Origin of the sequence: Lachnoclostridium phytofermentans (genome assembly GCF_000733755.1) — a bacterium.
In the GTDB taxonomy this organism is placed as follows: Bacteria; Bacillota; Clostridia; order Lachnospirales; family Lachnospiraceae; genus Lachnoclostridium; species Lachnoclostridium phytofermentans_A.
The window spans coordinates 43,056-65,332 of the sequence record NZ_JPOF01000003.1 but is presented as its reverse complement, the minus strand read 5'-3'; the positions used below and the strand labels follow the sequence as shown (position 1 = coordinate 65,332).

Here is a 22,277-nt window from a genome sequence, read left to right as displayed (position 1 = left end):
AAATCAGTTACTACTTGTCTTATTGCCACTCTTGTGGTAAAATATGCAGTGTGACTTTTAGGAGGTGTTATTGATGGAAATATTAAGAGCGATAGTTACAGTTGTATACGTTCTCATCTGTTTAGGATTAGTAGTTGTTGTATTAATGCAGGAAGGTAAGTCCGCAGGACTTTCTGGTTCAATCAACGGCGTTGCAGATACTTATTGGGGAAAGAACAAAGGACGTTCCATGGAGGGCGCGCTTGTTAAGGTTACAAAACTTTTAGGTGTTCTTTTCATCGTTATTTCTGTAGTTCTAAATATGAATTGGGGCTTATAAGAAATTGATTACACATAAGTAAAATGAAGCGAGAATAAGTGGATGATTCCAATGAGAAGCAAGTGGCTTCGTGGAGGAACTCCAACTATTCTCGCTTTTTTCGAGGTTATTTTTATTAAAGAAACTTATTTTTTTTGATATAAGACAAATGGAATATGACATGTTATAATAGGAACAGCTCAAAATGTAGTAAATCTGGTAAAGTAATAGTTAATTTATTTAGGAAGTGCATCTAAATTTTAAGGATTTATGTTTCTGGTGAATTTTTATTATAATAAAGCTACATAAAACGAATAATAAGAGAAACGCAGAATTAATATAGTGTTCTTAGAAGGTAGAGAATCAAAAAATTCGAAAGAGGAATTAATTCTGTACACATAAAGTTGCTATTGTTATAAAAGGTTCTAAAGCAACAAAAAGGAGGTATGAATGGAAAAAGAAATATTGAAAAATAAAAAAGAATTATTGTTTGAAGTAATAACAAACAAATCCTATCGTCCAATGAAATTTCGTGAACTTGCAAGTTTACTTCAGGTTCCAAAAGATGAGAGAGACGATTTAAAACTAGTGCTGGATTCCTTACTATCGGATGGGAAGATTATGCTAGATGGGAATGGTAGATATAAAGAAACGAATGGTAATATTAAAACTGGAATTTTTTCAGGAACAACCAGAGGATTTGGATTCGTTAAGATCGAGGGAGAAGAAGGCGAGGATATCTTTATTCCTGAGAGTGAAACCAAAGGTGCTCTAAACAAAGATCGTGTTCAGATCGCTATCTTTGAGGAACAAAGTGGGAAACGTAGAGAGGGTTCAGTTATCAGTATCCTAGAGAGAAATGTAACGGAACTTGTTGGAACCTTCCAAAAAAGCAAGAACTTTGGCTTTGTTATTCCTGATAATACGAAGTTTAATAGCGATATCTTTATCCCGAAGGAACATACTAAGGGAGCAGTGAATGGCCATAAAGTATTAGTCCAGCTCACAGATTATGGCAGCGAAACCAAGAACCCAGAAGGTAAGATAGCAAAGATCATTGGCCACATCAATGATCCTGGCGTTGATGTTGTATCTGTAATATTAGAGAATGGTTTACCGACGGAATTTCCTGACGAAGTTATGAAGCAGGTAGAGCGTATCGGAGAAGAGGTAAGCAGTGCAGATATTGGTGGCAGGGTAGATCTTAGAAATCTACAAACAGTAACGATCGATGGTGAAGATGCTAAGGACTTAGATGATGCAATCACAATTTCAAAGCAAGGAGACATCTATCTCTTAGGTGTTCATATTGCAGATGTTAGTAACTATGTTACCGAAGGTTCTCCACTGGACAAGGAAGCTTTAAAAAGAGGAACCAGTGTATATTTGGTAGACAGAGTAATTCCGATGCTTCCTCACAAATTATCGAATGGAATATGTTCTTTAAATGCAGGCAGCGACCGTCTTGCATTATCTTGTATGATGGAGATTGACGAGAAAGGGAATGTAGTTGGCCATAGAATTGCTGAAACAGTAATCAATGTTGACCGAAGAATGACCTATACTTCTGTGAAAAAAATCTTAGAGGATCATGATGAAGCAGAGAGAAAAGAGTATGAAGAGCTGGTTCCGATGTTTGAATTAATGTTAGAATTAGCGAATATACTTCGTGAAAAACGTAGGAAACGTGGTTCCATTGATTTTGATTTTCCAGAAAGTAAGATTACCTTGGATTCTGATGGTAGACCAACGGAGATTAAACCATATGAAAGAAATAAAGCTACGAAGATTATTGAAGATTTTATGCTAATTGCCAATGAAACGGTCGCAGAAGATTTCTTCTGGCAGGAGTTACCGTTTGTATATCGTTCTCATGAGAATCCTGATTTAGAAAAGATACAAAAGCTTAGTATCTTTATCAATAATTTTGGCTATACCATGCGAATTGGGCAGGAAGAAATTCATCCAAAGGAATTACAGAAATTATTAATAAAGATTGATGGAAAGCCAGAAGAAGCTTTGATTAGCAGATTGACTCTTCGTAGTATGAAGCAGGCGAAGTACACGACGACTTGCGATGGACATTTTGGTTTATCTACCAAGTATTATTGCCATTTTACTTCTCCAATCAGACGTTACCCTGACCTTCAGATTCATCGGATTATAAAAGAAAATCTGCGTGGAGGATTAAAAGAAAAACGAATTAACCATTATGAAAATATTTTAAATGAGGTAGCAAGGCAATCAAGCTTAACAGAACGTAGAGCAGATGAGTCTGAGAGAGAAGTAGAAAAACTAAAAAAGGTTGAGTATATGAGTCAATTTATTGGGCAAACCTTTGAAGGAGTAATCTCAGGAGTAACATCTTGGGGGATGTATGTAGAACTTCCGAACACTGTAGAAGGTATGATTCGGCTTGCAGACATGCATGATGATTATTATATCTATGATGAAGAGCATTATCTATTAACTGGAGAGCATACCAAGAGAACGTATAAATTAGGAGAGGCAGTCGTTATCCGTGTTGAGGATACGGACAAATTGATGCGTACGATTAACTTTTCTATTGTTGGCAGAGCAAATCGCATCGAAGAATAAAAATGAAATCCATAAGAATTTCATTTTATTCTTCCAGATCAAAACAGAAATGGGGGATAAGACATGGCAAAAGAAGGAATCAAATTAATAGCAAATAATAAAAAAGCCAGATTCGACTATTTCATAGAGGATACGTATGAAGCAGGTGTTGTGTTACATGGCACCGAAGTAAAATCTCTACGTATGGGTAAGTGCAGTGTCAAAGAATCCTTTATCCGTATAGAAAATGGTGAGGTTTATATTTATAACATGCATATAAGTCCATATGAAAAGGGAAATATATTTAATAAAGATCCTTTGCGTGTGAAAAAGCTTTTACTTCATAAATTCCAGATTAATAAGATTGTAGGTCAGATACAGCAAAAAGGTTATACCTTGGTACCGTTGACTGTTTATCTAAAGGATAGTCTAGTTAAGATGGAAATCGGAGTAGCGAGAGGTAAGAAACTCTATGACAAGCGACAGGATATCGCAAAGAAAGATCAGAAAAGAGAAGCAGAGAAGGACTTTAAGGTAAAGAATCTCTAACAGGAGGATAGGTATGACAACAAATGCGAAGAAAGTAATAGTAATTGGCCATAAGAACCCGGATACCGATTCCATCTGTTCCGCAATCGCTTATGCTGCATTAAAATGTAAGTTAACAGGCGGAGACTATGTTCCAAAACGTGCAGGGCAGATAAATTCGGAAACACAATATATCCTGGAACGATTTAAAATAACACCTCCAGAGTACGTTGCTGATGTCAGGACACAAGTACGAGACATCGAAATTAGACAAACAGAAGGAGTCAACAGTACTTTGTCTTTAAAAAAGGCATGGAACTTAATGAGAAAAAATAACGTTGTAACTCTTCCAATTACGGATCAAGGAAAATTAGAGGGCATTATTACAATTGGTGATATCACCACTTCCTATATGGAGGTATATGATAATCGAATACTTGCGGAAGCAAAGACACCTTATATTAACATCTTAGAGACACTAGAAGGAACTCTTTTAGTCGGAGATGAGCATGCAATTTTTGAACAAGGGAAGGTACTCATAGCAGCAGCAAACCCTGATTTAATGGAAGACTATATTGAAGAAAATGACCTTGTTATCCTTGGAAATCGTTATGAGTCCCAATTATGTGCAATTGAGATGAAGGCAGGTTGCATCGTAGTTTGTGAGGGTGCTAAAGTTTCCATGACCATTATGAAATTAGCAAAGGAAAGAGGTTGTACGATAATTAGCACTCCTCATGATACGTATACGGTAGCAAGACTAATGAACCAGAGTATGCCAATTAGTCAGTTTATGATTCGTGATAACCTAATAACCTTCCGTACCGATGCGTATGTTGATGAGATAAAAACAGTAATGGCAAAACAAAGAAATCGTGATTTCCCTATCCTTGACCATAAAGGGATTTATCGAGGTATGATTTCCAGACGTAACTTATTGAATATGGAACGAAAACAAGTGATTATGGTGGATCATAATGAGAAAGATCAAGCAGTAGACGGCATTGAAGATGCAGAAATCTTAGAAATTATAGACCATCATCGCCTTGGTACCATTGAGACAATGAAACCAGTATTTTTTCGAAATCAGCCGCTTGGTTGCACTGCAACAATTGTCTATCAGATGTATTGTGAAAATCGTATTGATATAGAACCGCCGATTGCTGGACTTCTTTGTGCAGCTATTATATCTGATACATTAATGTATCGTTCTCCTACCTGTACGAAGTTTGATATTGAGGCAGCAGAACATCTTGCTAAGATTGCAGGAGTTGATGTGACTGAATTTGCGGGTGAAATATTTGAAGCTGGTAGTAATTTAAAATCAAAATCAGCAGATGAAATTTTTTATCAAGATTATAAGGATTTCTCTGTAGGAGATGCAACCTTTGGTGTAGGTCAAATTAATTCATTAAATGCTTTAGAACTTTCGGAAATCAAGGACCGTTTATATCCTTATCTGGAGAAAGCAAGAGAGGAGCATGGAGTAGATATGATATTCTTTATGTTGACGAATATCATTAGAGAATCAACTGAATTGCTTTGTGTTGGTTCCATGGCGAAGCAAGTAATAGAGAATGCCTTCCATGTGAAAGAAGTTGCCAATAGTTTTAAGTTAGATGGAGTTGTATCAAGAAAGAAGCAGTTGATACCTGCAATTGTTGCAGCTATGCAAGAATAAATTGATTGAATTTTTTAAACAAGAAAAATCACGCTATGCGAACTTTCCTTGGCATGAATAAAAAAAAGAGCAAACCTTAATGGTTTGCCCTTTTTTCATTTTATTCGATTATGCATTGCAAACGTTAGTTGCCTGCATACCACGAGCGCCTTTGGTAATATCGAAAGTTACGTTCTGACCTTCTTCTAAAGACTTAAAGCCTTCAGATGCAATACCGGAAAAATGTACGAAAACATCTTCACCAGTTTCGCTGTTAGTAATAAAACCAAATCCCTTTTGTGCATTAAACCATTTTACTGTACCCTTGTTCATAAAATACCTCCTAAAAATTTGAATATTTGACAGCTTGCTGTCTTTTGTGATGTCCACACTGTCTGGAAAAAAGCGACTGCATTTTAATGCTTATGAGTTTTAACTCATAAAAAAATCACATATTTTTGTAAATCATTAAATGTTAATGACTTACAAAAATATGTGAATCAAAATCGCATTTATTATTACTCTCTAACTATAACATAGGAAAGAAGGAAAGTCAATTACAAAATAAGGGAAAAATAAAATAGATCTAAAAAGATGTCAGTTAAACATTTTGACAAAATTATTCAAAAAAGGTAGAATATAGGAATAAAGTAGGATTTTTATCAAAGTCGTTTTAGGGAATATGAAGATACAGGTGGGGATAGTACATATGCATGACGCAATTTTATTGTTACTAGATAGTTTAGTAATAACACTTTTTATACGTTCTTTGTTTCGAAAAAGGGGGATCTATCGAATCTTAGGTTATACATCAGCTTTATTTTGCATGTCATATTATAAAACAAAGTTCGATATAGAATTTGCTTTTTTTATTGGCGAAATACTTATGCAGGTTTTACCTATGGTTGCTATAATTATCTTGATTTATTATATCTATCAGCGTAATTTAGTAGTTTCTTTGGTTACTGGTTTATTTGTTAATATCGTAATTATTTTAATACAAATTATATCATTATTAGTAACTAACATAGCTCTTAGTTTTTTTAGTGTTTCAATACCAAAACAAGTTCATGTTGATATCGTCCAAGGTTTTTACATGGTGGGTATGTTAATTCTGGCCTATTATATGTGGATTAGTAAAGATAATTTTTATGATAAAGTAATAAGGTATTGTGAATCAAAAACCAAGCGTTATGTTAAGTTCATTAAATTTGGTGTGACGATATTCCTTATTTTAATGTTCATTGTATTAGGAGCAGAAATCTATAATAAACAAGGTATTAGCAATGAATCGTTTATGCTCATCTGTTTCACGATACTTCTTATCTTAACAATAATTTTACTAACCTATTATGAATCTGTTATTACCAACTATAGAAATCGTCAAATTGAAGAAAGAAATACATTAAACGAAATACATCAAGATTTTGTTGAGAATATTAACTATTTTGGTCATAGTTATAATAACATGATGCAAGCTGTTAATTTCTTTGTTAATTGTGAAGAACTAAAAATTGAGGACATCCGAGCTGTTTTAAAAGACCTACTAGATTGGGATGACAATAACAAAATAAACTATAAGCTAAAATATATTAATATACCAAATACCGTGGTAGCCTCGATTTTAAGCATAAAACAGGATTATGCGCAAGAATTAGGTGTAAACTTAAAGGTTACTTACGATGGTAATAGTAATGTAAAAATCAATTCCAAAATATTTATTGATCTATTAAACATTATTGTAGATAATGCAATCGAAGTTGCACACTTTGCCAAGGATATGACGGTGTATATTAATTTACGATTTGACGATAATCGTTTTGAAATTAACACCAAGAATTTCAAGAGTTTTGATGAAAATGGAAAGTTATTAAAGTATGGAGTATCAAAACATATTGGACTTAGAAATATTGAGGAACTAGTAAGAAAAAATAAATCAATTCACTATGATATTATAGATAAAGAGGAGGAGTTTGAGATACGACTTACCATAAATAATCAGCGTACCGAGGATTAAGGACGTAATTTGTTACGATGCTTTAAGGAGGCTGTAAACTTGAAAAATCATTTTACCTATAATGATTTGGAGCAATTACTAATTACAAAAAAGGGGTATGAAGCTAAAAAAGCAAAACGTGCTGTTTATCAAACAAAAATATTTCTACGCAGCTTACTTTTTTCGTTTCTTATTGCTTTTATACTTCTTTGGTTTCATTCTCTCAAAGAAGCAGTGATTGTAATTATATTGCTAAAGTTATACCGTAGCTACTCTGGAGGAATTCATATTAAAAATTATGTACTGTGTTTTACCAGCTCGTTACTATTAGTAGGAGGTATCATAGCGATTACCAAAGTATTACCGTTGACAATTGAACTAGAAATAATTCTATGGCTAATCAATCTTTTTTTATGGTATCGATATGTGCCGCAAGGAACTGATGCAAGACCTATTCGTAAGAAGGAAGAAAAAAGAAAGATGAAACTTTCATTCTTCCTTGGTATGTTGTTGACATTTTTGAGTCGTTTTCTATGGAAGGATATCTACAGTATGAGCTTGTACTCGATGTTCTTTACCTTAATACTTATCACCCCTATGGCATATTATATTTTTAGGGTTCAGCACGACAGAATAAAAATGTAAATTATATCCATAATATTAGTTGTAAATAAAAGTAAAATGTGCTAGAATGGACTTGTACAATAGTGTACAACTAACAAATGGAGGTAATAACTATGTCAAAGCTTTTATTATCAACAATTACGACATTTGTAGCACTTGCTGAATTATTTACGAGTACATGCGTTGTTTGGATTTTTGGACAAGAGGAAATGCCAGAGGATTTAATAGATTAATCTGGTAGAATAATTTTAAGCAGAGTCTGACATTGTTTAACAATTCGGCTCTGCTTTTATTATGGATTCCTTATAAGGTGAAATGTTTTATAATTAGGGAAAGACAATTGAATTATTTAAGTATTTCTGATATCATGGTATTATAAGTAAACTTTTATGAAAAAATGAACTTATTTACGAAATGAGGGATTATATTTGAATATCTTAATTGTTGACGATGTAGCTTTTATTCGAATCGGTATAAAGACAAGTTTAAGTAAATATAGAAATTTATATATGTTTGATGCTGGGTCCTATGAAGAAGCGGTTAAGATTTTAGAGGAAGAAAAGATAGATTTAATATTTCTTGATCTGAATTTAAACTCCTATGCCCAAACAAAAACGGAACATGAAAATGGTTTGGATATTGTTCGGTACTTAATGGATAAAGAGATGGATCTGCCCTATGTTGCGATTTTATCTGGGACAGTGGATGATTCGAAGATGAGAGAGGCATACAATCTTGGGATAACAAATATTGTGTCTAAACCGTTTAGTACAGAAAGTTTGATGAGTATAATAGACGAGGTACATGAGGCGATGTATCAGGTGCCTTTGCCGAGGTGATCTACATAAACAATAAGTGAAATAAAACCGTGAAATCCATATGTTATGGATTCCACGGTTTTTGTTATATGTAACGTTTTAATCGTACATTTTAATTATTGATAATTCTGGATAATCTTCTTTCATTATTTTCTCGCAGCTTCTTAGTTCTGATAAATCTCCTCGTAATAAGTATAATGCCATACAGATATCATAAGAGGCTCTTGCCTCATCAAATCGTTTCAGTGTGTATAGAACACGCATTTTTTGCCTTACAATATATGCCAAATAGTATAGACAATTATATTTTGATGCAAAATTAATTCCTTTATCAAAATAATCTATAGCAGATATTAAATCGTTAGTATCGGTTTTTAGTAGACCTATATTGTAGCAGGTTGACAAATATAATTGTTTTATGAACTCTACGCTGGATTGATAATATGTAAAATTAGCTGACATCTTCTCTTCAATATCAATTAATATTTGAGTCCATATTTCGATTGCTTTATCCGATTTGTTAGATTGTTGTAGAAAACAAGCTAATATATTGAGTAGGCTTAAACCAACATTTGAAGAAATTTTACCTTTAAAATTATTAGATGTAATTTGCGAATCTTCTGCATGTAGACCATTAATACAATTATGAAGAGCTAACTCTATATCATTTTTTGCATGATAATAATAAAGTGATTTATAATAAAAGCTACATTGTAAATTTTCACCTCGTTTAAATTCTGAAAGTTTGTCTGCTTTCAATATTAATGGGTATAATTCATTATATTTTCTTTGTTTTATTAAATCATCGGCTTCTGATTTTATAGCATTCGCTTGAAGAGTCATATCACAATATATTAGTTTATAATGTGTTAACAAGTCATAGTTAAATCTATGAGATAAAAGCTGGACTAGATACATAGAAGGTTCTGAAATATTTTTTTCAAGACGTACATACTGACGTAATGAGCATATATCCTTACATGCATCTGACTGAGTCATCCTTAACATTTTACGTAAGGACCTAAGTAAAGAACCAAAATCATTTGATTGCATTTTTTTCACCCCAATGTGACATACTTGTCAATATTCACGGATTTTTTTATATGATACAATACATTCAACAAGTAAGAAACTTATAAACATTATTAATATTATACATTAAGGAGATTGATTATGGGAAGAAAAATTTTAGTTATCTGTACAATTTTAGCATTAGCTTGCAACTTTATTGGGTTATCATCCATGAATAATGTTAACACAGCAGCAAATGAAAAACAAGTCATTCTATGTGATAGAGGTGAGTATATAACTAATCTTCAACTTAAGCTCTAATTAGTAATTAAAAAGATAATGCTTGTTAAGCTTCTTAGAAATTATTTTTATTTTCGTACAAGCAAAATTTATTAACCTAAATGGTTCTGGGTTCTATATTCAATAAGAGGTCTGACCAATTTCAGCTATTAAGGAGATTGATTATGGGAAGAAAAATTTTAATTGTCTGTACAATTTTAGCGTTAGCTTGTAATTTTATTGGATTGTCATCCATGAACAAAGTTATCTCAGTAGCAAATGAAAGACAAGTCACACTTTGTGATCAAGGGCAGTTTATAATAAATCTTCAACTTAAAATCTGATCAAAAAGATAAAAGGTAATAATAGTTAGGTTTTTAGATAAATTTTCTCTTTAGTTACAAGTAAACTATATACAATCATCTAAGGATAATAAAAATGGCTAAAAAGACAATTATCATTAGAGCTATATTAGCTATGGTTTTAATTTAAATTTTGCTAATTTAAGTTTTAATATTAATAAAGAAAGCAATCAAAAAAGTATTTCTTTGTGACCAAGGTGATACCATCGGAAATCCTCAATTGAAGATTTGATAGAAAATTTCTTGATTAATAATTTACATTAATCTTTCATATGATTACTGACTACTAGTTAAAGCATGCATAGGAGACATCATGATGAAGAAAAAGCTAAGGTTTCGGTTACAAACTGTAAAACAAATAACGAGTATTTACAGTAGTATTAATTACATACGTTACTTTATTGTTTACTTCACTGATGTTGGGGAAGCCTATGTTGACCAAGAAGTCGAACCAATTCCAGACGATAGATACAAAATAAATGGTATATATAGTCTTGAGGGGATGAATATTTATCTAGATAAATGTTTTAAAAAATGTCGGGAAGAGGGCTACTCAGGCTTTATAGTATTTAGAAATCATCAAAACATGTTACAAGTTATAATAAAACAAGAAGAAGAATTTATCAAAAAAGTTAATAATCTGCTTATTCAAAAACAAAGTGATTTGTTATTAGGAAGAGCAGTGGTAAATAATCAACGGGTAACCTATAAGGTGAACAAGAATATTGCAGGATGGAAAACGCACCGCTTGATGTTTCGGTTGGCTTTGTAGAAGTTAACTGAAGGAAGTAATGCAAATCTTGAAATCCATGATAGATAAATTATCAGGGAGAATATTCAACAACTAATTTAGCCCCCAAAGTATATTCATACATATGGCAGCTGCAGTCTTCGGTAATACGATAGAACTGCAGCTGTTATTATTTCTATTGACAATTGGTGAATACTATACTATAATCAGTACACACCTCAAAATAGTTATTGTAATAATTTGGGGATGTACCGGTTTCGACAGGGGTTTTGAAATTGGAGAAGCAAGTCGTAGGAATGCGTTAAATCCACAATAAATATAAACGCTAACGATAATTTAGCATACGCTGCCTAATGGCAGCTGTCTGACTTAGAGCACCTATACTTTAAGACCCAGGCATCGACTATGTAGGAAACGACATATACAAAGCTTTGAGTATGTGGGCGTAATATGAAGCTACCGAAATCAGAATCGTGTTGATTCGAGTCTGACGTAGGGAATGTAAAAAAATCAACTAAACTTGTAGAAGTACAATGGAAGGGCTTTTGGACACGGGTTCAACTCCCGTCATCTCCACTGCAAAACCTTAGTGTTTACTAGGGTTTTATTTTTTTGTGTTGCATTCTGTGTTGCATAATTCGTCAAAATGGGTATTCGTTAAATCTGTAAATCGTTTCTGATAATCATCAATAGTACCTCTGTAAATTGCCTTGAGCACTTTGTCGGATCCCCAACCACCACGAGCCATAATATACTGATCTGGTATTCCTATAGCATGCATGATTGATGCTGAGTAATGTCTTAAATCATGAAACCTAAATTGATTTATATTAAGTTTATTTAGTAATCGAAAAAATCTTCGTGTTATTGCGTCAGGCGTTAATGACACTATTGCTCCTTGCTTTGGTAACAAATCTATAACAAACGCAGGCATCTCAACATACCTACTAGAAGAGGTGGTTTTTGTTGTTTTTATTTTTAATTGCTTATCAGCATTTTTAACTAATGCTTTATGAATATATAATGTATTTCCGTTAATGTCAGAAGCGTCAAGACCACAGATTTCGGAACGTCTTAGAGTACCAAAGGCTGATAGGCAAACTGCCTTTAACATTTCTATGTCATTCTCTTTTAGATAGTCAATAATAATCCTTATATCAGAATCAGACGGTACATAATAGACTGGTTTTATTTTTTGTGGTAAAGAAGTATTTAAAGCGATATTAGGAGCGTAGCTCTTTAATATAGCACTAATGTATCCATGAGCATTATGAACGGTTTTAGGAGCATGAGTAGATGCAAACTCATTGGCCCATAGTTGGATATGTTCCTGAGTTAGCTTTGATAATTTTATATTATCAATGCAACCAAAGTAAGTATCCATTTGTTTATAACCATTGATAGTAGAAGGAGAAAGAATATTGTTCTTGGATTCACAATATTTATCACGTGCTTCTTTAAAGGTGATGTCTATCTTAATCCTACTTTTTTTGTTTAATGCGAATTCAGCTGCCATGTATTCAGATTCTTTTTTTGTATCAGCTGTGAAAGATTCATAGTGCCTTTTCCCTGCACTGTCTGTGTAATCGTAGACCAGAGTTCTCCATTGTCCACTTGGTAATTTCTTTGCTTTTGCCATAATATCATTCCTTTCTATTTTGTGGTATAAAAAATACACCTATTGCGGTGTAGAGTTCAAAATGATATAATATGACTTGTTGAGAGCGATATTATATCGGTCTAACCGAATAGTATCTATGTGAGCAGTCCCGGTGTTGAAGCACTGGGGCTGTTTTTTTGTTTTACAGATTACCATAAAGCCATCTGCTTCTAGCAATATCAAGATCATGTTCTTGGTAATCAGTTCTTCTAGTATGAATGTTCTTTCTTATTTCGTAGAGTTTACAGGAATCACATAGCACATCGCCGTTATATGTATCATTTGTGTAACAGAAATCACATCGGTCAAAGGTCCAGACAAATTTTTGAGCATCTTCGTTATAAAAATGTTCATACATTTGCTTGTCTATAGCGGACATACCGTAGATTGATATAATGCGACGCCACCGTCTATAATCATCAAAGGCTATTCTTGATGCCTGGTCAGATAATATGAATATTTTTGTAACATCAATTGCGTTCTTGCATTTTGAATAATGTATAGCGATACGTGGTGCGATAATATGACTGGCAAACTTATCACATTCAGATTCATTGTCAGATTTTAATATAACATGACCCAATTCATGCATTAATGAGAATCTTATCCTATTTGTACTTTTAGATTCATTATAATATACTGTGTCACCTATGATGTTTGCGTCATCACTTAAACCCATGCAAGCTTCTTGTTTTTTAGGCTTAAGCTCAGAGTATCTTTTAACCTTATATCCGTACTGATTAATAATGTCCCAGCAGTCTATTGGAAAATTATTAATGCTACATTCTTTAAACACGGATAAGGTGCCTGCTATTATCTCGTTGTTTGTCAATCTTCATCATCCTCTAGTATTATTCTAGCTAATCTCATCTTTTCTTCTTGCGATAGGTTCTTTTTACTTCTTGTGTAAACAGTGATTAAGTCGCTGTATGATGGCTGGGTTTCTTCTGCTTTACCTTCAGCCATTCTTTCTAGATCCTCAACCTTAATCCCAAGGTATCTGCATATTGTCATAATGTTATCCATAGTAGCTCTACCCACGCCGTTTTTAATAATACCGTACAAAGTGGTATATGGTATACCACATTTTTCAGCAAAGGATTTTAGGTTATATCCTTGCTCTTTAATTAATCTTTCAAGAATCTTAGCTTTTTCCATAGCGCACCTCGTTTCCAATATATTTCACATTATATACTGAAAAACATATTTTGTAAATACTGAAAATACGGATAAACGTAATAATTCGTTATTCGGTATTTTTATCGTTGACTATATTCGGTACACGGTATATAATCGAATCATCCGATACGGATTTAAGTATTTTGAAAGGAGGAACAATGCATGTATAAAAATCTTTTAACAGTAATGAAAGCCAAGGGTATTACAGCAATACAAATTTCCAATCTATTAGAATGTAGACAAGCAACAATAAGTGATAAACTCAACGGAATTGTTGCTTGTGGGTTCTATTTTGATGAAGCGGCAAAGATTAGAAAAGTATTCTTTCCTGAATATGATTATGACTATTTGTTTTCCAGGGTAGAATTCGCAGCATAGGAACATATGTTCTGTTTATTGTAACAAGGTAGAAAACATATGTCAATAGGCAGCAGTTATAATTGGAAAGCCAATGTAAAGGGGTGAGGGAGACGTGCCAAAGCTGAAAGCTGATGAATCGGTGAATAAAGACAGACTTACAAGAGCGTACATAGCAAAAAACATGGAGTTGTTCAATCTAAGTGATGAACAGATTGCTATGAAGCTTAGATGTACAAAGAGGACATTTCAAAATAAAAAGAAACGTCCTGAGACATTCACACTAGGTGAACTCAGAAAGCTATGTAATGCAATTAAGCTTAGTGATGAGGAAAAGTCGTTAATTATGTGAAATTTGAAATATAATAACGTAAAACATATATGGAGGTGCAACATGAGTAAAGCAAAGAAAGAACCGACCTTTACATTTATAGGAAAACCTGATGCTAAGAAGGCAATAAGACTTCTCATAGAGTTGTATTGCGAGCAAGAAGGATATGAGATTACAGAGTTAGTTTTTGCAAGTGATAAAAAGCAAGAAGGAAACGATGATAAAACTGCTTAGGCAGTCAAGGAAGGACAAGCTGAGAGGAGGTGGAAGAGGATGGAGAAAAACAAGAATTTAAGCGAGATGAGCGTTAATGAAATTCTCCGCCAACAGCTGGAACTATTAGCGGAGAGATCAATTGGATGTACTGATGAAGAATTACCAGCCATCACACATGCAATAACTGAAATTATTACTCTAATAGATTATCTGCCGTAAAAGGCTTCTCTTTTAGCATTGCCAACTTGTTTGTAATGAGAGGATATTTCTTCATAAACTTCATCATATTTTTTGGCCAGTTGTGAGGGAGTCAAATCAGATATGTCAGCTTTTTGCAGATAGAGCATAGTTAATGCCTGCGTTTTAGAGCTTGGAAATGTTGAAAAACTAATGTCATTACTCATAAGTATTTTCTCCTTTCATACGTACTCGGCGCTGTAACGCCTGGTACTTACATTATAGGAGAAACGACAAATTATTACAACAATGGAAGGTGGTGAGAACATGCCATTAATTATGCAAAGAAAACAAAGAGTTCAGAAGGCTAATAAAGGACTGATGGTTATTAAAGTGAGTGAAGAAGTCTATGACAAGCTCCAAGAGGTTGCTGACGAGACAGGGCGTAGCATTAGAAATGTTGCAGATAAAATGATTCGCTATGCTTACGATGAAATCCAGTATAGCGCAGATGAAGAATAGGAGGAGCAGCAATGGAAAAAGGTATCATACCAACAATTGAGGAATGTTTAATATGCTATGAACTCAAAGGGCTAGTTACCATCATTAATGATGGACAAGTCATAAACATTATCAAAGAAGGGAGGTAATGGCTTGGCTACATATTTTTGGTGTAGGCATTGTGGTATACCGTGGAATGTATCTGCAAAGGTAGAGTATGCAAAGGATAATTATACTTGCCCAAGATGCAATTTTAAGATGAGAAGAAATGTAAAGATTAACACGAGAGCTGTTAATAAATGAAAAACGCCAAGCTGGATGGCCGTCCAAGCTTAGCGTACAAACAAAATATTCTATAGCCATTATACCATGGCAGAAAGGATCTGTAAATGAAGAATACAGGGATTGTTAGAAGAGTTGATGAGTTAGGAAGAATCGTTCTCCCTAAAGAAATGAGAAAGACTATGGAAATCAAAGAAGGAGACCCAATGGAGATTTATGTTGATGGTAACAATATAGTACTTAAAAAGTATCAGAACGAATGTAAATGTAAGGTTTGTGGTCAGAAGCTTGGTAACGGTAATCGCTTAGTTACTTTGAATGGTGTCACATTATGCACCACTTGCATAATGCAGTTCACAGATGAGATGTAAGCCTATGAAAGATTATTGGACATGCCCACATTGTGGAGCCAACTTGGACCATGGAGAAAAATGTGAGTGCGATGAAAGTAGATTAGGATTTGTAGTCGTTCCAAATGACTACGGAAAACATGATAAGGAGGTATATCCGAATGGGATATAAAAATGATTTTAGTAAGGAAGAAGTAAAAGACAAGATAATTAATCTTCTTTTAAGTACTGGTAGAGAAGGTATGAGTAACTTGATTAATCATATGGACAAGAATGGATTTTTCTCAGCTCCATGTAGTGGAGGAAATCATCTGGCCAAGGAAGGTGGGTTAGCAGAACATAGCTTGAATGTTTATAACATTGCGAATGATACATCAATATCTATCATGGGATTTGATGATGTGTGTAAGTTTGGTGATTCTATAATCATTTCTGCATTGCTTCATGATCTTGGTAAGATTGGTCAGTTTGATAAGCCTTTATATGTAGATAACATCTTAAAGAGTGGTAAGCGTTCAGATGCAAAGCCTTATGCTCAGAGTACCGATTTGTTAAAGGTTGACCATGAAGTTGTATCTGTAGTTGAGGCTAGCAGATTTATTCAACTTACTGAAGAGGAGCAATTTGCTATCCTTTATCACAATGGATTGTATGCTGGATTAGGTCGCAGTCTTAATGGTAATGAGACTCCTCTGCAAATATTAATCCACTTTGCTGATATGTGGGCGAGTCGAGTTGTTGAGGGAGAAGGTGAATCTAATGAGTAAATATTCGGATATGGTATCAAGCATTGCTAATGATGCCGATTGTAAAGCTCGCGAAATTCAGCTTTTAGAAGGTATTAAGACGGGAACTAAAATTGTAATTAATGATAGATATGGAAGACAAGTCAACCTCAAAGATGTGTGTGAAAGCGATTCCGTGAATGACATGATTGTTTCACTCATAATCCAACAGATTGATAAAAAGATAGGAAGCCTTTCTGAGGAAATCAGAGCCATCTCTTTCGATTTTAAGGTTGTGGAAGATAATGTTGAAAAAAAGCCTCCTTACCCTGCTAAGAAGTGCGTTAAAAGGGAACACAACGATGAGGAGGACGAGTGGTAATGAATGAACTACAAGTAATAGTAACGCAGAAACCTGCAGAGATCTCTTTCAATTTTAATGAAATCAAACAGGGGCTCTCTGAACAGATGGAAATTTATAAATCTATGGAAGTAACGGAGGAAGTACTAGCAGAACGTAAGAAAGATGTAACGACACTCCGAAATATGGCAAAAGCCATCGATGATAAGCGTAAAGAAGTAAAGAATAGCTTAATGATTCCATATGTTGAATTTGAAAAGAAAGCCAAGGAACTTATCGAGATTATTAATGAGCCTATTGAATTAATCAATAAGCAGGTTAAAGAGTATGATGAAAAGCAAAAGGCTGTTAAGAAGCAAAAAGCTTACGACTATTATCTGCAGAAGATGGGTGGACAATCGGAGACTTTGGAATTTGATGAAGTCTTTAAGGATTCTTGGCTCAACGTTAATACGTCTTTTAAGTCTATCAAGAACGATATTGATACTGCTGTTGAAAATCGTATTGCAGACTTAGAAGCAATTGAGGCTATGAAGAGCGAAGTCGAAGAAAAGGCAATGGCTACATATAAGACTACTAAGCGACTTGCTGATGCTCTTAAGATTATCAACGATTACGAAGCGCAAAAGAAAGCTATTCTCGAAGCTGAAGAGCGTCGCAGACGTGAGGAAGAAGAGAGAAGAAAGCGTGAAGAAGAACGCAAGGCTCGTGAAGAGCAGGAACGTCTTGCTAGGGAACAAAGAGAACGAGAACTTGCTGCAGAGCGAGAACGTCAGGCAGAGATTGAGCGTATCCGAGCAGAGGAAAGAGCAAAGGCTCAAGAGGAAGTTCGTAGACAACAGGAAGAAATTAAAAGTCGCGAGGAATCTCAAAGAGTAGTCGAGATAGAAGAGTCTCCTTTCTCTATTGAAGAGGAAACAAATATTTCTGAAGCACCTTTTCACATAGCTGATGAAGTACCATTTCCTGTTGTGAAAGAGAAGCAAGAGGAAAATGCATTTGAAGTTAAGTGCAAGCCTGTCAGTCCTGTAACTACTGTTAGATATATGATTAAAGGAACTGAAGGACAGCATAAGCAAGTTGAGAAGATTCTTTTCGAAATTGGTGTGCAGTTTGCAAAGCTATAGGAGGTATTAGATGGAAGGATTAATCTATAAAGCAATTAATAGCGTTATGAGGGAAATAGGAGCTATTGGAAAGAACAAACGCAATACCCAAGGGAATGGATTTATGTACCGAGGAATTGATGATGTAATGAATGCGTTAGAACCTGCTATGGAGAAAAATGGAGTGTTTGTGGTTCCGGAAGTTTTGGAACAGATCAGAGAGGAACGAGCATCCAGACAAGGTGGAACATTACTTTATTCAATCTGTAAAATTAGATATACCTTCTATGCAGAGGACGGGTCCAGTGTTCAAGCTACTGTGATAGGGGAAGCAATGGACCCCGGTGACAAAGCGACCAACAAAGCAATGTCTGTGGCTTTTAAATATGCTTGCTTTCAAGTATTCTGCATCCCAACAGAGGAAATGAAGGATCCGGATGGCGAGACTCATGAAGTAAATCCAAATGGAAAGGATGTCCCTAAGCAGGCTGCAAAGAGTAGTAAAGAAAAAGCTGATAAACCAAAAGAATCACCTGCTGATAAGAAATCAAGTGAAGTGAAAGCTACAGAAGTAGATGCCATCAAAATGGCTGAGTTAAATGCAGAACTTGCACGTACTGGTACAAATCCTAAGAGTATGCTGATGTTTTATAAAGTGGATTCAATAGATAAGCTTACAGAGGAAAATATTGAGGATGCAATCAATAGATTGAAACCTTTAAGAGATAAGAAAGCAGGTGCCTAATGAATAAAGTTATTATGATTGGGAGATTAATAAGAGATCCTGAGATTAGATATGGACAAGAAACGGGTAATGTTGTAGCAAATTTTGATATTGCAGTAAATAGAAGATTTCAAAGAGATGGTGAACCTAATGTTGATTTTTTTAGATGCATCGCTTTTAAAAAGACAGCTGAGTTTGTAGAAAAATATGCAGTTAAGGGAACAAAATTTGCAATATGGGGATCTGTACAGAATGAGAACTATACGAACAAAGAAGGCCAGAAAGTATATTCTACTAAAATTGTTGTTGATGAAATGGAGTTTGCTGAGAGCAAGGGTTCCGGTGATTATCAGCAATCAGCAAGACCTACCCCAAGTGAAGCTGTTGGTGATGGATTTATGAATATTCCAGAAGGTCTTGATGAAGAACTACCATTTAATTAGTTGTTAGGAGCGTGATTACTTGACTATACAGGTAGATTCAAGGGAAAAGGCGAGAGCTATCAAAAAGATATTAGCAACATTTGATTCAGAAGGAGTCAAGTATTACATCTCAAAATTGTGGACTGGGGATTATATGAGTTTGGATAATCCCCGGCTCATAATCGACAGGAAACAAAATATAAGCGAGATATGTAACAACGTAACCCAGGATCATACAAGATTCAGAAATGAGCTGATTAGAGCCCAGGAGAATGGAATAAAGTTAGTCATATTATGTGAGCATGGTAATGGAATTAACAGCCTTCAGGATTTAGTGTTTTGGGTAAATCCAAGAGCTAAAAAGAGAGTTCGCATTGATGGTAAATGGACTGATATAGATGTTAAGGCAATGAAGGGCGATGTTTTATATAAGATACTAAATACATTACAGGACAAGTATGGATGTGAATTTCTTTTTTGTGATAAAAAGGATACAGGAAAAAGGATTTTAGAGATCCTGGGTGGATGTTATGACACTTAAAGAAAAGAAGGAGCGTAAGGAAGAAATCATAACCACAAAAAACATGTTTCAAGTTTTAGAGGAGTATGGTGTTGTGGTCAAAAGAAGGATGTGTCGCTGCATGTTTCATCATGAGAAAAATCCTTCTATGAAAGTATTTAAAGATGGTGTTCAATGTTTTGTCTGTGGCCGGAACTGGAATGTATTTGATGTAGTTATGCAGTTGACAGGTTGCGACTTTAATACGGCATTTGATTTGCTAGGTGGAAATGATAAGCCTTCTTGGAAGTCATATGTTGCTGCAGCAAGTGCAAAGAGAAAAAGACTGCAGGCAAAACAAGTCGTCACTCATCAGACAAAGATGTTTATGGAACAAAGAGCCATAGTGTTAGCGCTTAAAGATATTATTGATTCTGAGACTCCTTACAGTGATCTTTGGTGTGAATGCCAAAATAGAGTGGTTTACGAAGAATACAAATTAGATCAAATGATTAGTGAGGTGAGTAGATGATAGATTATAAGTCGCTGGATGGAAAAGCAATTTTGGAAGAAGACATTTTTACCGAGATATACGATGAACAGGATCCGATTCAGCAGGCAGCTATGATTTGCACACTTTCTGATATGGCCAAGAGTTTTGGTGTGAAACAGAATTTTGACCGTATGTTAAAAGCTTTTAAAAGAGCTAGGCAATCCTACAATCAACAAACTGGAGGTAGTTATACAGACTTTGGAGATGATTATCCGCAGATGTATTGCGGTGGGTGGATAGCTAATGATGATGGAATCTCAATCCTTACAAACTTTGGTGAGAAAACAGCGTGTACACATCCGATAATTCCAGTTCGTATGCTTGTCAATGCAGAGACAGGATATTTAAAGTCTGTACTCGCATTTAAAATCAGAGGTCGTTGGAAAGAGGTTATCGTTGACAAAGAAGTTATCTCTTCTAATAACCGAATAGTAAATCTATCGAAGTACGGTGTGCGTGTCACTTCGGAAAATGCCAGGGCTCTTGTTCAATATCTTGCAGATATGGAGAGTATGAATGAAAAGCTTATTCCTGAACAGAAGTCTACTTCTAAACTTGGATGGTTAGATAAATCTTTCATTCCATATGATTCCACAGTGGTATTTGATAATGACGATGCTCTTTCAGGAGCATTCAAAAGTGTAACTAGTCACGGTTCCTATACAAAATGGCTAGACTTGATGAGAAAGATTAGAGCATCCGGAAGAATTGAAGCAAAGATGTATCTGGCCGGAGCATTTGCCAGTCCATTGCTACATAAATTTAATGCACTTCCATTTATCATATCAACATATGGTAAGACAGGTAAAGGTAAAACAGTAGCTCTTATGGTAGCGACAAGTGTATGGGCAGATCCAACGGAAGGAAAGTATTTCATCCGTGCAAAAGCGAATGAGATTGCATTAGAAGTTAGACTAGATTTCTTAAATCATCTTCCACTAGCTATTGATGACTTGTCACAGATACAAAAAAAGGTTAAGGATGACTTTGGGGAGTTTGTTTACAATCTCTGCTCAGGAGGTGGTAAGGAACGTTCGAATACGAGCATTGGCTTACAGCGTCAACGTTATTGGAAGAATATTGTCCTTACCAATTCAGAGCGTTCCCTAGTATCAGAAACAATGAATGGCGGAGCTATCAATAGAATCATTGAAGTGGAATCGGAAGAAGGCAATATATTTGAAAGCGGTGCTGAAGTAGTGGATATCATCAAAGAGCATTATGGATATGCAGGTGAAGAGTTTATAAACATTATCTCCAGTATGTCATTAGAGGAACTTAAGTCTATTCAGAGAGAGTTCCTTGACCGAATTTATGCAAAGCAATTTGAAATGGGCGAGGAGAAAGAAGAAAAACAGATTATACCGATGAGTATTCTTCTTACTGCAGATAAGATCGCTACAGAGCAGATTTTTGAAGATGGCCAATATCTTGACTTTGATAAGTGCTATGAGATGTTAAAGAGCAAAGGAGATATATCCGAGGAAGAAAGGGCATATGACTTTATTATGTCTGACATTCAAATGCACATTAATAACTTTGTTCCAGACAGATTCACGGGAACTTATCGTGGAGATGTATGGGGGTGTATTGACAATGGGTATGCGATTATTAACAATAACGTATTTAATAGTATGGCTGATCGAGGAAACTTTTCGGCGAAAGGATTTCTTGCATGGGCTCAAAGGAACGGGTTACTTCAATCCTCTAATGAAAAAGACAGGGAACGGGTTACTAAAAGTAAAAAGATACAGGGTAAGGTAACCCGGTGCGTATTCTTGAAAATGGATACTGTCGAGAGCATCGAAGATGCGGAAACCGTTGAAGATACTGACTTTCACGAGATTAATGAGCAGATAGAAATCCCATTTAAGGATAAGCGGTAACCCAGTAACCCGTAAAATTAGACCTTATATATATCTTCGGTGTG

32 protein-coding genes and 1 other RNA gene are annotated in these 22,277 nt (G+C 34.8%); 27 read left to right on the top strand and 6 right to left on the bottom strand.

Annotated elements, in window-relative coordinates; translation table 11 throughout:
- Positions 1–73 precede the first annotated feature (73 nt).
- The 4 genes from secG (at position 74) to CC92_RS0105780 (ending at position 5,084) form a co-directional block, all read left to right on the top strand.
- On the top strand, positions 74–319 hold the full coding sequence (secG, locus tag CC92_RS0105795; protein WP_029503920.1) for a preprotein translocase subunit SecG: 246 nt from the start codon (positions 74–76) through the stop codon (positions 317–319).
- Between the two features lie 429 nt (positions 320–748).
- Positions 749–2,896: a ribonuclease R gene (rnr, locus tag CC92_RS0105790; RefSeq protein ID WP_029503921.1), complete on the top strand. Its 2,148-nt coding sequence runs from the start codon at positions 749–751 to the stop codon at positions 2,894–2,896.
- A 63-nt stretch (positions 2,897–2,959) separates the two neighbouring features.
- Positions 2,960–3,424, top strand: a complete 465-nt coding sequence (gene smpB / locus CC92_RS0105785) for an SsrA-binding protein SmpB (RefSeq protein ID WP_029503922.1) — start codon at positions 2,960–2,962, stop codon at positions 3,422–3,424.
- Between the two features lie 13 nt (positions 3,425–3,437).
- The gene (locus CC92_RS0105780; protein ID WP_029503924.1) at positions 3,438–5,084 is read left to right on the top strand and encodes a putative manganese-dependent inorganic diphosphatase; all 1,647 of its coding nucleotides are present in this window, start codon (positions 3,438–3,440) and stop codon (positions 5,082–5,084) included.
- A 108-nt stretch (positions 5,085–5,192) separates the two neighbouring features.
- On the opposite strand, the gene CC92_RS0105775 is transcribed toward CC92_RS0105780, so the two are convergent.
- On the bottom strand, positions 5,193–5,396 hold the full coding sequence (locus CC92_RS0105775; protein WP_029503925.1) for a cold-shock protein: 204 nt from the start codon (positions 5,394–5,396) through the stop codon (positions 5,193–5,195).
- Between the two features lie 376 nt (positions 5,397–5,772).
- Here CC92_RS0105775 and CC92_RS0105770 point away from each other — a divergent pair, with 376 nt between their 5' ends.
- From CC92_RS0105770 to CC92_RS0105755, 3 genes are all read left to right on the top strand, one after another.
- Complete coding sequence (locus tag CC92_RS0105770; RefSeq protein WP_029503926.1) at positions 5,773–7,080, top strand: hypothetical protein; 1,308 nt, start codon at positions 5,773–5,775, stop codon at positions 7,078–7,080.
- A 39-nt stretch (positions 7,081–7,119) separates the two neighbouring features.
- Complete coding sequence (locus CC92_RS0105765; RefSeq protein ID WP_029503927.1) at positions 7,120–7,704, top strand: accessory gene regulator B family protein; 585 nt, start codon at positions 7,120–7,122, stop codon at positions 7,702–7,704.
- Between the two features lie 407 nt (positions 7,705–8,111).
- Positions 8,112–8,522 carry a response regulator gene (locus CC92_RS0105755; protein ID WP_029503928.1) on the top strand — a complete coding sequence of 137 codons (411 nt, stop codon included), beginning with the start codon at positions 8,112–8,114 and terminating at the stop codon, positions 8,520–8,522.
- 78 nt (positions 8,523–8,600) lie between these two features.
- Here CC92_RS0105755 and CC92_RS0105750 read toward each other — a convergent pair whose 3' ends face one another.
- Positions 8,601–9,554, bottom strand: a complete 954-nt coding sequence (locus CC92_RS0105750; protein WP_029503929.1) for a helix-turn-helix domain-containing protein — start codon at positions 9,552–9,554, stop codon at positions 8,601–8,603.
- A 120-nt stretch (positions 9,555–9,674) separates the two neighbouring features.
- On the opposite strand from CC92_RS0105750, the gene CC92_RS22465 reads away from it, so the two are divergent.
- The 4 genes from CC92_RS22465 to ssrA all read left to right on the top strand — a co-directional run bounded on the left by CC92_RS22465 (position 9,675) and on the right by ssrA (position 11,483).
- The gene (locus CC92_RS22465) at positions 9,675–9,833 is read left to right on the top strand and encodes a hypothetical protein (RefSeq protein ID WP_155998412.1); all 159 of its coding nucleotides are present in this window, start codon (positions 9,675–9,677) and stop codon (positions 9,831–9,833) included.
- A gap of 143 nt (positions 9,834–9,976) precedes the next feature.
- The gene (locus CC92_RS22460; RefSeq protein WP_155998414.1) at positions 9,977–10,135 is read left to right on the top strand and encodes a hypothetical protein; all 159 of its coding nucleotides are present in this window, start codon (positions 9,977–9,979) and stop codon (positions 10,133–10,135) included.
- A 331-nt stretch (positions 10,136–10,466) separates the two neighbouring features.
- Entirely contained in the window at positions 10,467–10,925 is a 459-nt protein-coding gene (locus tag CC92_RS0105735) for a hypothetical protein (protein ID WP_155998416.1), read from the top strand.
- Positions 10,926–11,146: 221 nt separating this feature from the next.
- Positions 11,147–11,483: a transfer-messenger RNA gene (gene ssrA, locus CC92_RS22070) on the top strand.
- A 25-nt stretch (positions 11,484–11,508) separates the two neighbouring features.
- Here ssrA and CC92_RS0105730 read toward each other — a convergent pair.
- The 3 genes from CC92_RS0105730 to CC92_RS0105720 form a co-directional block, all read right to left on the bottom strand.
- Entirely contained in the window at positions 11,509–12,543 is a 1,035-nt protein-coding gene (locus CC92_RS0105730; RefSeq protein WP_029503931.1) for a site-specific integrase, read from the bottom strand.
- Between the two features lie 163 nt (positions 12,544–12,706).
- Positions 12,707–13,396: an ImmA/IrrE family metallo-endopeptidase gene (locus CC92_RS0105725; protein ID WP_031420218.1), complete on the bottom strand. Its 690-nt coding sequence runs from the start codon at positions 13,394–13,396 to the stop codon at positions 12,707–12,709.
- Positions 13,393–13,722: a helix-turn-helix domain-containing protein gene (locus CC92_RS0105720; protein ID WP_029503934.1), complete on the bottom strand. Its 330-nt coding sequence runs from the start codon at positions 13,720–13,722 to the stop codon at positions 13,393–13,395. Before CC92_RS0105720 ends, CC92_RS0105725 begins: the two co-directional genes overlap by 4 nt.
- 183 nt (positions 13,723–13,905) lie before the next feature.
- Between CC92_RS0105720 and CC92_RS0105715 the strand changes: the two genes are divergently transcribed.
- The 4 genes from CC92_RS0105715 (at position 13,906) to CC92_RS22450 (ending at position 14,866) form a co-directional block, all read left to right on the top strand.
- Positions 13,906–14,121, top strand: a complete 216-nt coding sequence (locus CC92_RS0105715) for a hypothetical protein (protein WP_029503935.1) — start codon at positions 13,906–13,908, stop codon at positions 14,119–14,121.
- Between the two features lie 94 nt (positions 14,122–14,215).
- Complete coding sequence (locus tag CC92_RS0105710; protein WP_029503936.1) at positions 14,216–14,452, top strand: hypothetical protein; 237 nt, start codon at positions 14,216–14,218, stop codon at positions 14,450–14,452.
- A gap of 42 nt (positions 14,453–14,494) precedes the next feature.
- The gene (locus CC92_RS22455) at positions 14,495–14,665 is read left to right on the top strand and encodes a hypothetical protein (RefSeq protein ID WP_155998418.1); all 171 of its coding nucleotides are present in this window, start codon (positions 14,495–14,497) and stop codon (positions 14,663–14,665) included.
- A 39-nt stretch (positions 14,666–14,704) separates the two neighbouring features.
- Positions 14,705–14,866, top strand: coding sequence for a hypothetical protein (locus tag CC92_RS22450; RefSeq protein ID WP_155998420.1), 162 nt, complete (start codon positions 14,705–14,707; stop codon positions 14,864–14,866).
- On the opposite strand, the gene CC92_RS20775 is transcribed toward CC92_RS22450, so the two are convergent.
- A complete protein-coding gene (locus CC92_RS20775; protein ID WP_034218453.1) occupies positions 14,854–15,051 on the bottom strand; it encodes a hypothetical protein in 198 nt (65 codons plus the stop codon). The two genes, CC92_RS22450 and CC92_RS20775, sit on opposite strands and share 13 nt — an antisense overlap.
- 100 nt (positions 15,052–15,151) lie before the next feature.
- Between CC92_RS20775 and CC92_RS0105690 the strand changes: the two genes are divergently transcribed.
- The 12 genes from CC92_RS0105690 (at position 15,152) to CC92_RS0105630 (ending at position 22,233) form a co-directional block, all read left to right on the top strand.
- Entirely contained in the window at positions 15,152–15,346 is a 195-nt protein-coding gene (locus tag CC92_RS0105690) for a hypothetical protein (RefSeq protein WP_155998422.1), read from the top strand.
- A gap of 132 nt (positions 15,347–15,478) precedes the next feature.
- Positions 15,479–15,628, top strand: coding sequence for a hypothetical protein (locus CC92_RS22445; protein ID WP_155998424.1), 150 nt, complete (start codon positions 15,479–15,481; stop codon positions 15,626–15,628).
- Between the two features lie 86 nt (positions 15,629–15,714).
- A complete protein-coding gene (locus tag CC92_RS23600) occupies positions 15,715–15,978 on the top strand; it encodes an AbrB/MazE/SpoVT family DNA-binding domain-containing protein (protein WP_029503938.1) in 264 nt (87 codons plus the stop codon).
- Between the two features lie 4 nt (positions 15,979–15,982).
- Complete coding sequence (locus tag CC92_RS22440; RefSeq protein WP_155998426.1) at positions 15,983–16,129, top strand: hypothetical protein; 147 nt, start codon at positions 15,983–15,985, stop codon at positions 16,127–16,129.
- Positions 16,119–16,724 carry an HD domain-containing protein gene (locus tag CC92_RS0105665; protein ID WP_029503939.1) on the top strand — a complete coding sequence of 202 codons (606 nt, stop codon included), beginning with the start codon at positions 16,119–16,121 and terminating at the stop codon, positions 16,722–16,724. Before CC92_RS22440 ends, CC92_RS0105665 begins: the two co-directional genes overlap by 11 nt.
- A complete protein-coding gene (locus CC92_RS0105660) occupies positions 16,717–17,064 on the top strand; it encodes a hypothetical protein (protein WP_029503941.1) in 348 nt (115 codons plus the stop codon). The genes CC92_RS0105665 and CC92_RS0105660 overlap by 8 nt, the downstream gene beginning before the upstream one ends.
- The gene (locus CC92_RS0105655) at positions 17,064–18,170 is read left to right on the top strand and encodes a DUF1351 domain-containing protein (protein WP_029503943.1); all 1,107 of its coding nucleotides are present in this window, start codon (positions 17,064–17,066) and stop codon (positions 18,168–18,170) included. Before CC92_RS0105660 ends, CC92_RS0105655 begins: the two co-directional genes overlap by 1 nt.
- A gap of 10 nt (positions 18,171–18,180) precedes the next feature.
- Positions 18,181–18,894: an ERF family protein gene (locus tag CC92_RS21470; RefSeq protein ID WP_051650813.1), complete on the top strand. Its 714-nt coding sequence runs from the start codon at positions 18,181–18,183 to the stop codon at positions 18,892–18,894.
- Positions 18,894–19,316 (top strand): single-stranded DNA-binding protein, encoded by a 423-nt coding sequence (locus tag CC92_RS0105645; protein WP_029503946.1) that lies wholly within the window; start codon positions 18,894–18,896, stop codon positions 19,314–19,316. The genes CC92_RS21470 and CC92_RS0105645 overlap by 1 nt, the downstream gene beginning before the upstream one ends.
- 19 nt (positions 19,317–19,335) lie before the next feature.
- Entirely contained in the window at positions 19,336–19,836 is a 501-nt protein-coding gene (locus tag CC92_RS0105640) for an ERCC4 domain-containing protein (protein WP_029503948.1), read from the top strand.
- The gene (locus tag CC92_RS21465) at positions 19,826–20,326 is read left to right on the top strand and encodes a CHC2 zinc finger domain-containing protein (protein WP_051650814.1); all 501 of its coding nucleotides are present in this window, start codon (positions 19,826–19,828) and stop codon (positions 20,324–20,326) included. The genes CC92_RS0105640 and CC92_RS21465 overlap by 11 nt, the downstream gene beginning before the upstream one ends.
- Positions 20,323–22,233, top strand: a complete 1,911-nt coding sequence (locus CC92_RS0105630) for a DUF927 domain-containing protein (RefSeq protein WP_029503950.1) — start codon at positions 20,323–20,325, stop codon at positions 22,231–22,233. The genes CC92_RS21465 and CC92_RS0105630 overlap by 4 nt, the downstream gene beginning before the upstream one ends.
- Positions 22,234–22,277: the final 44 nt, after the last annotated feature.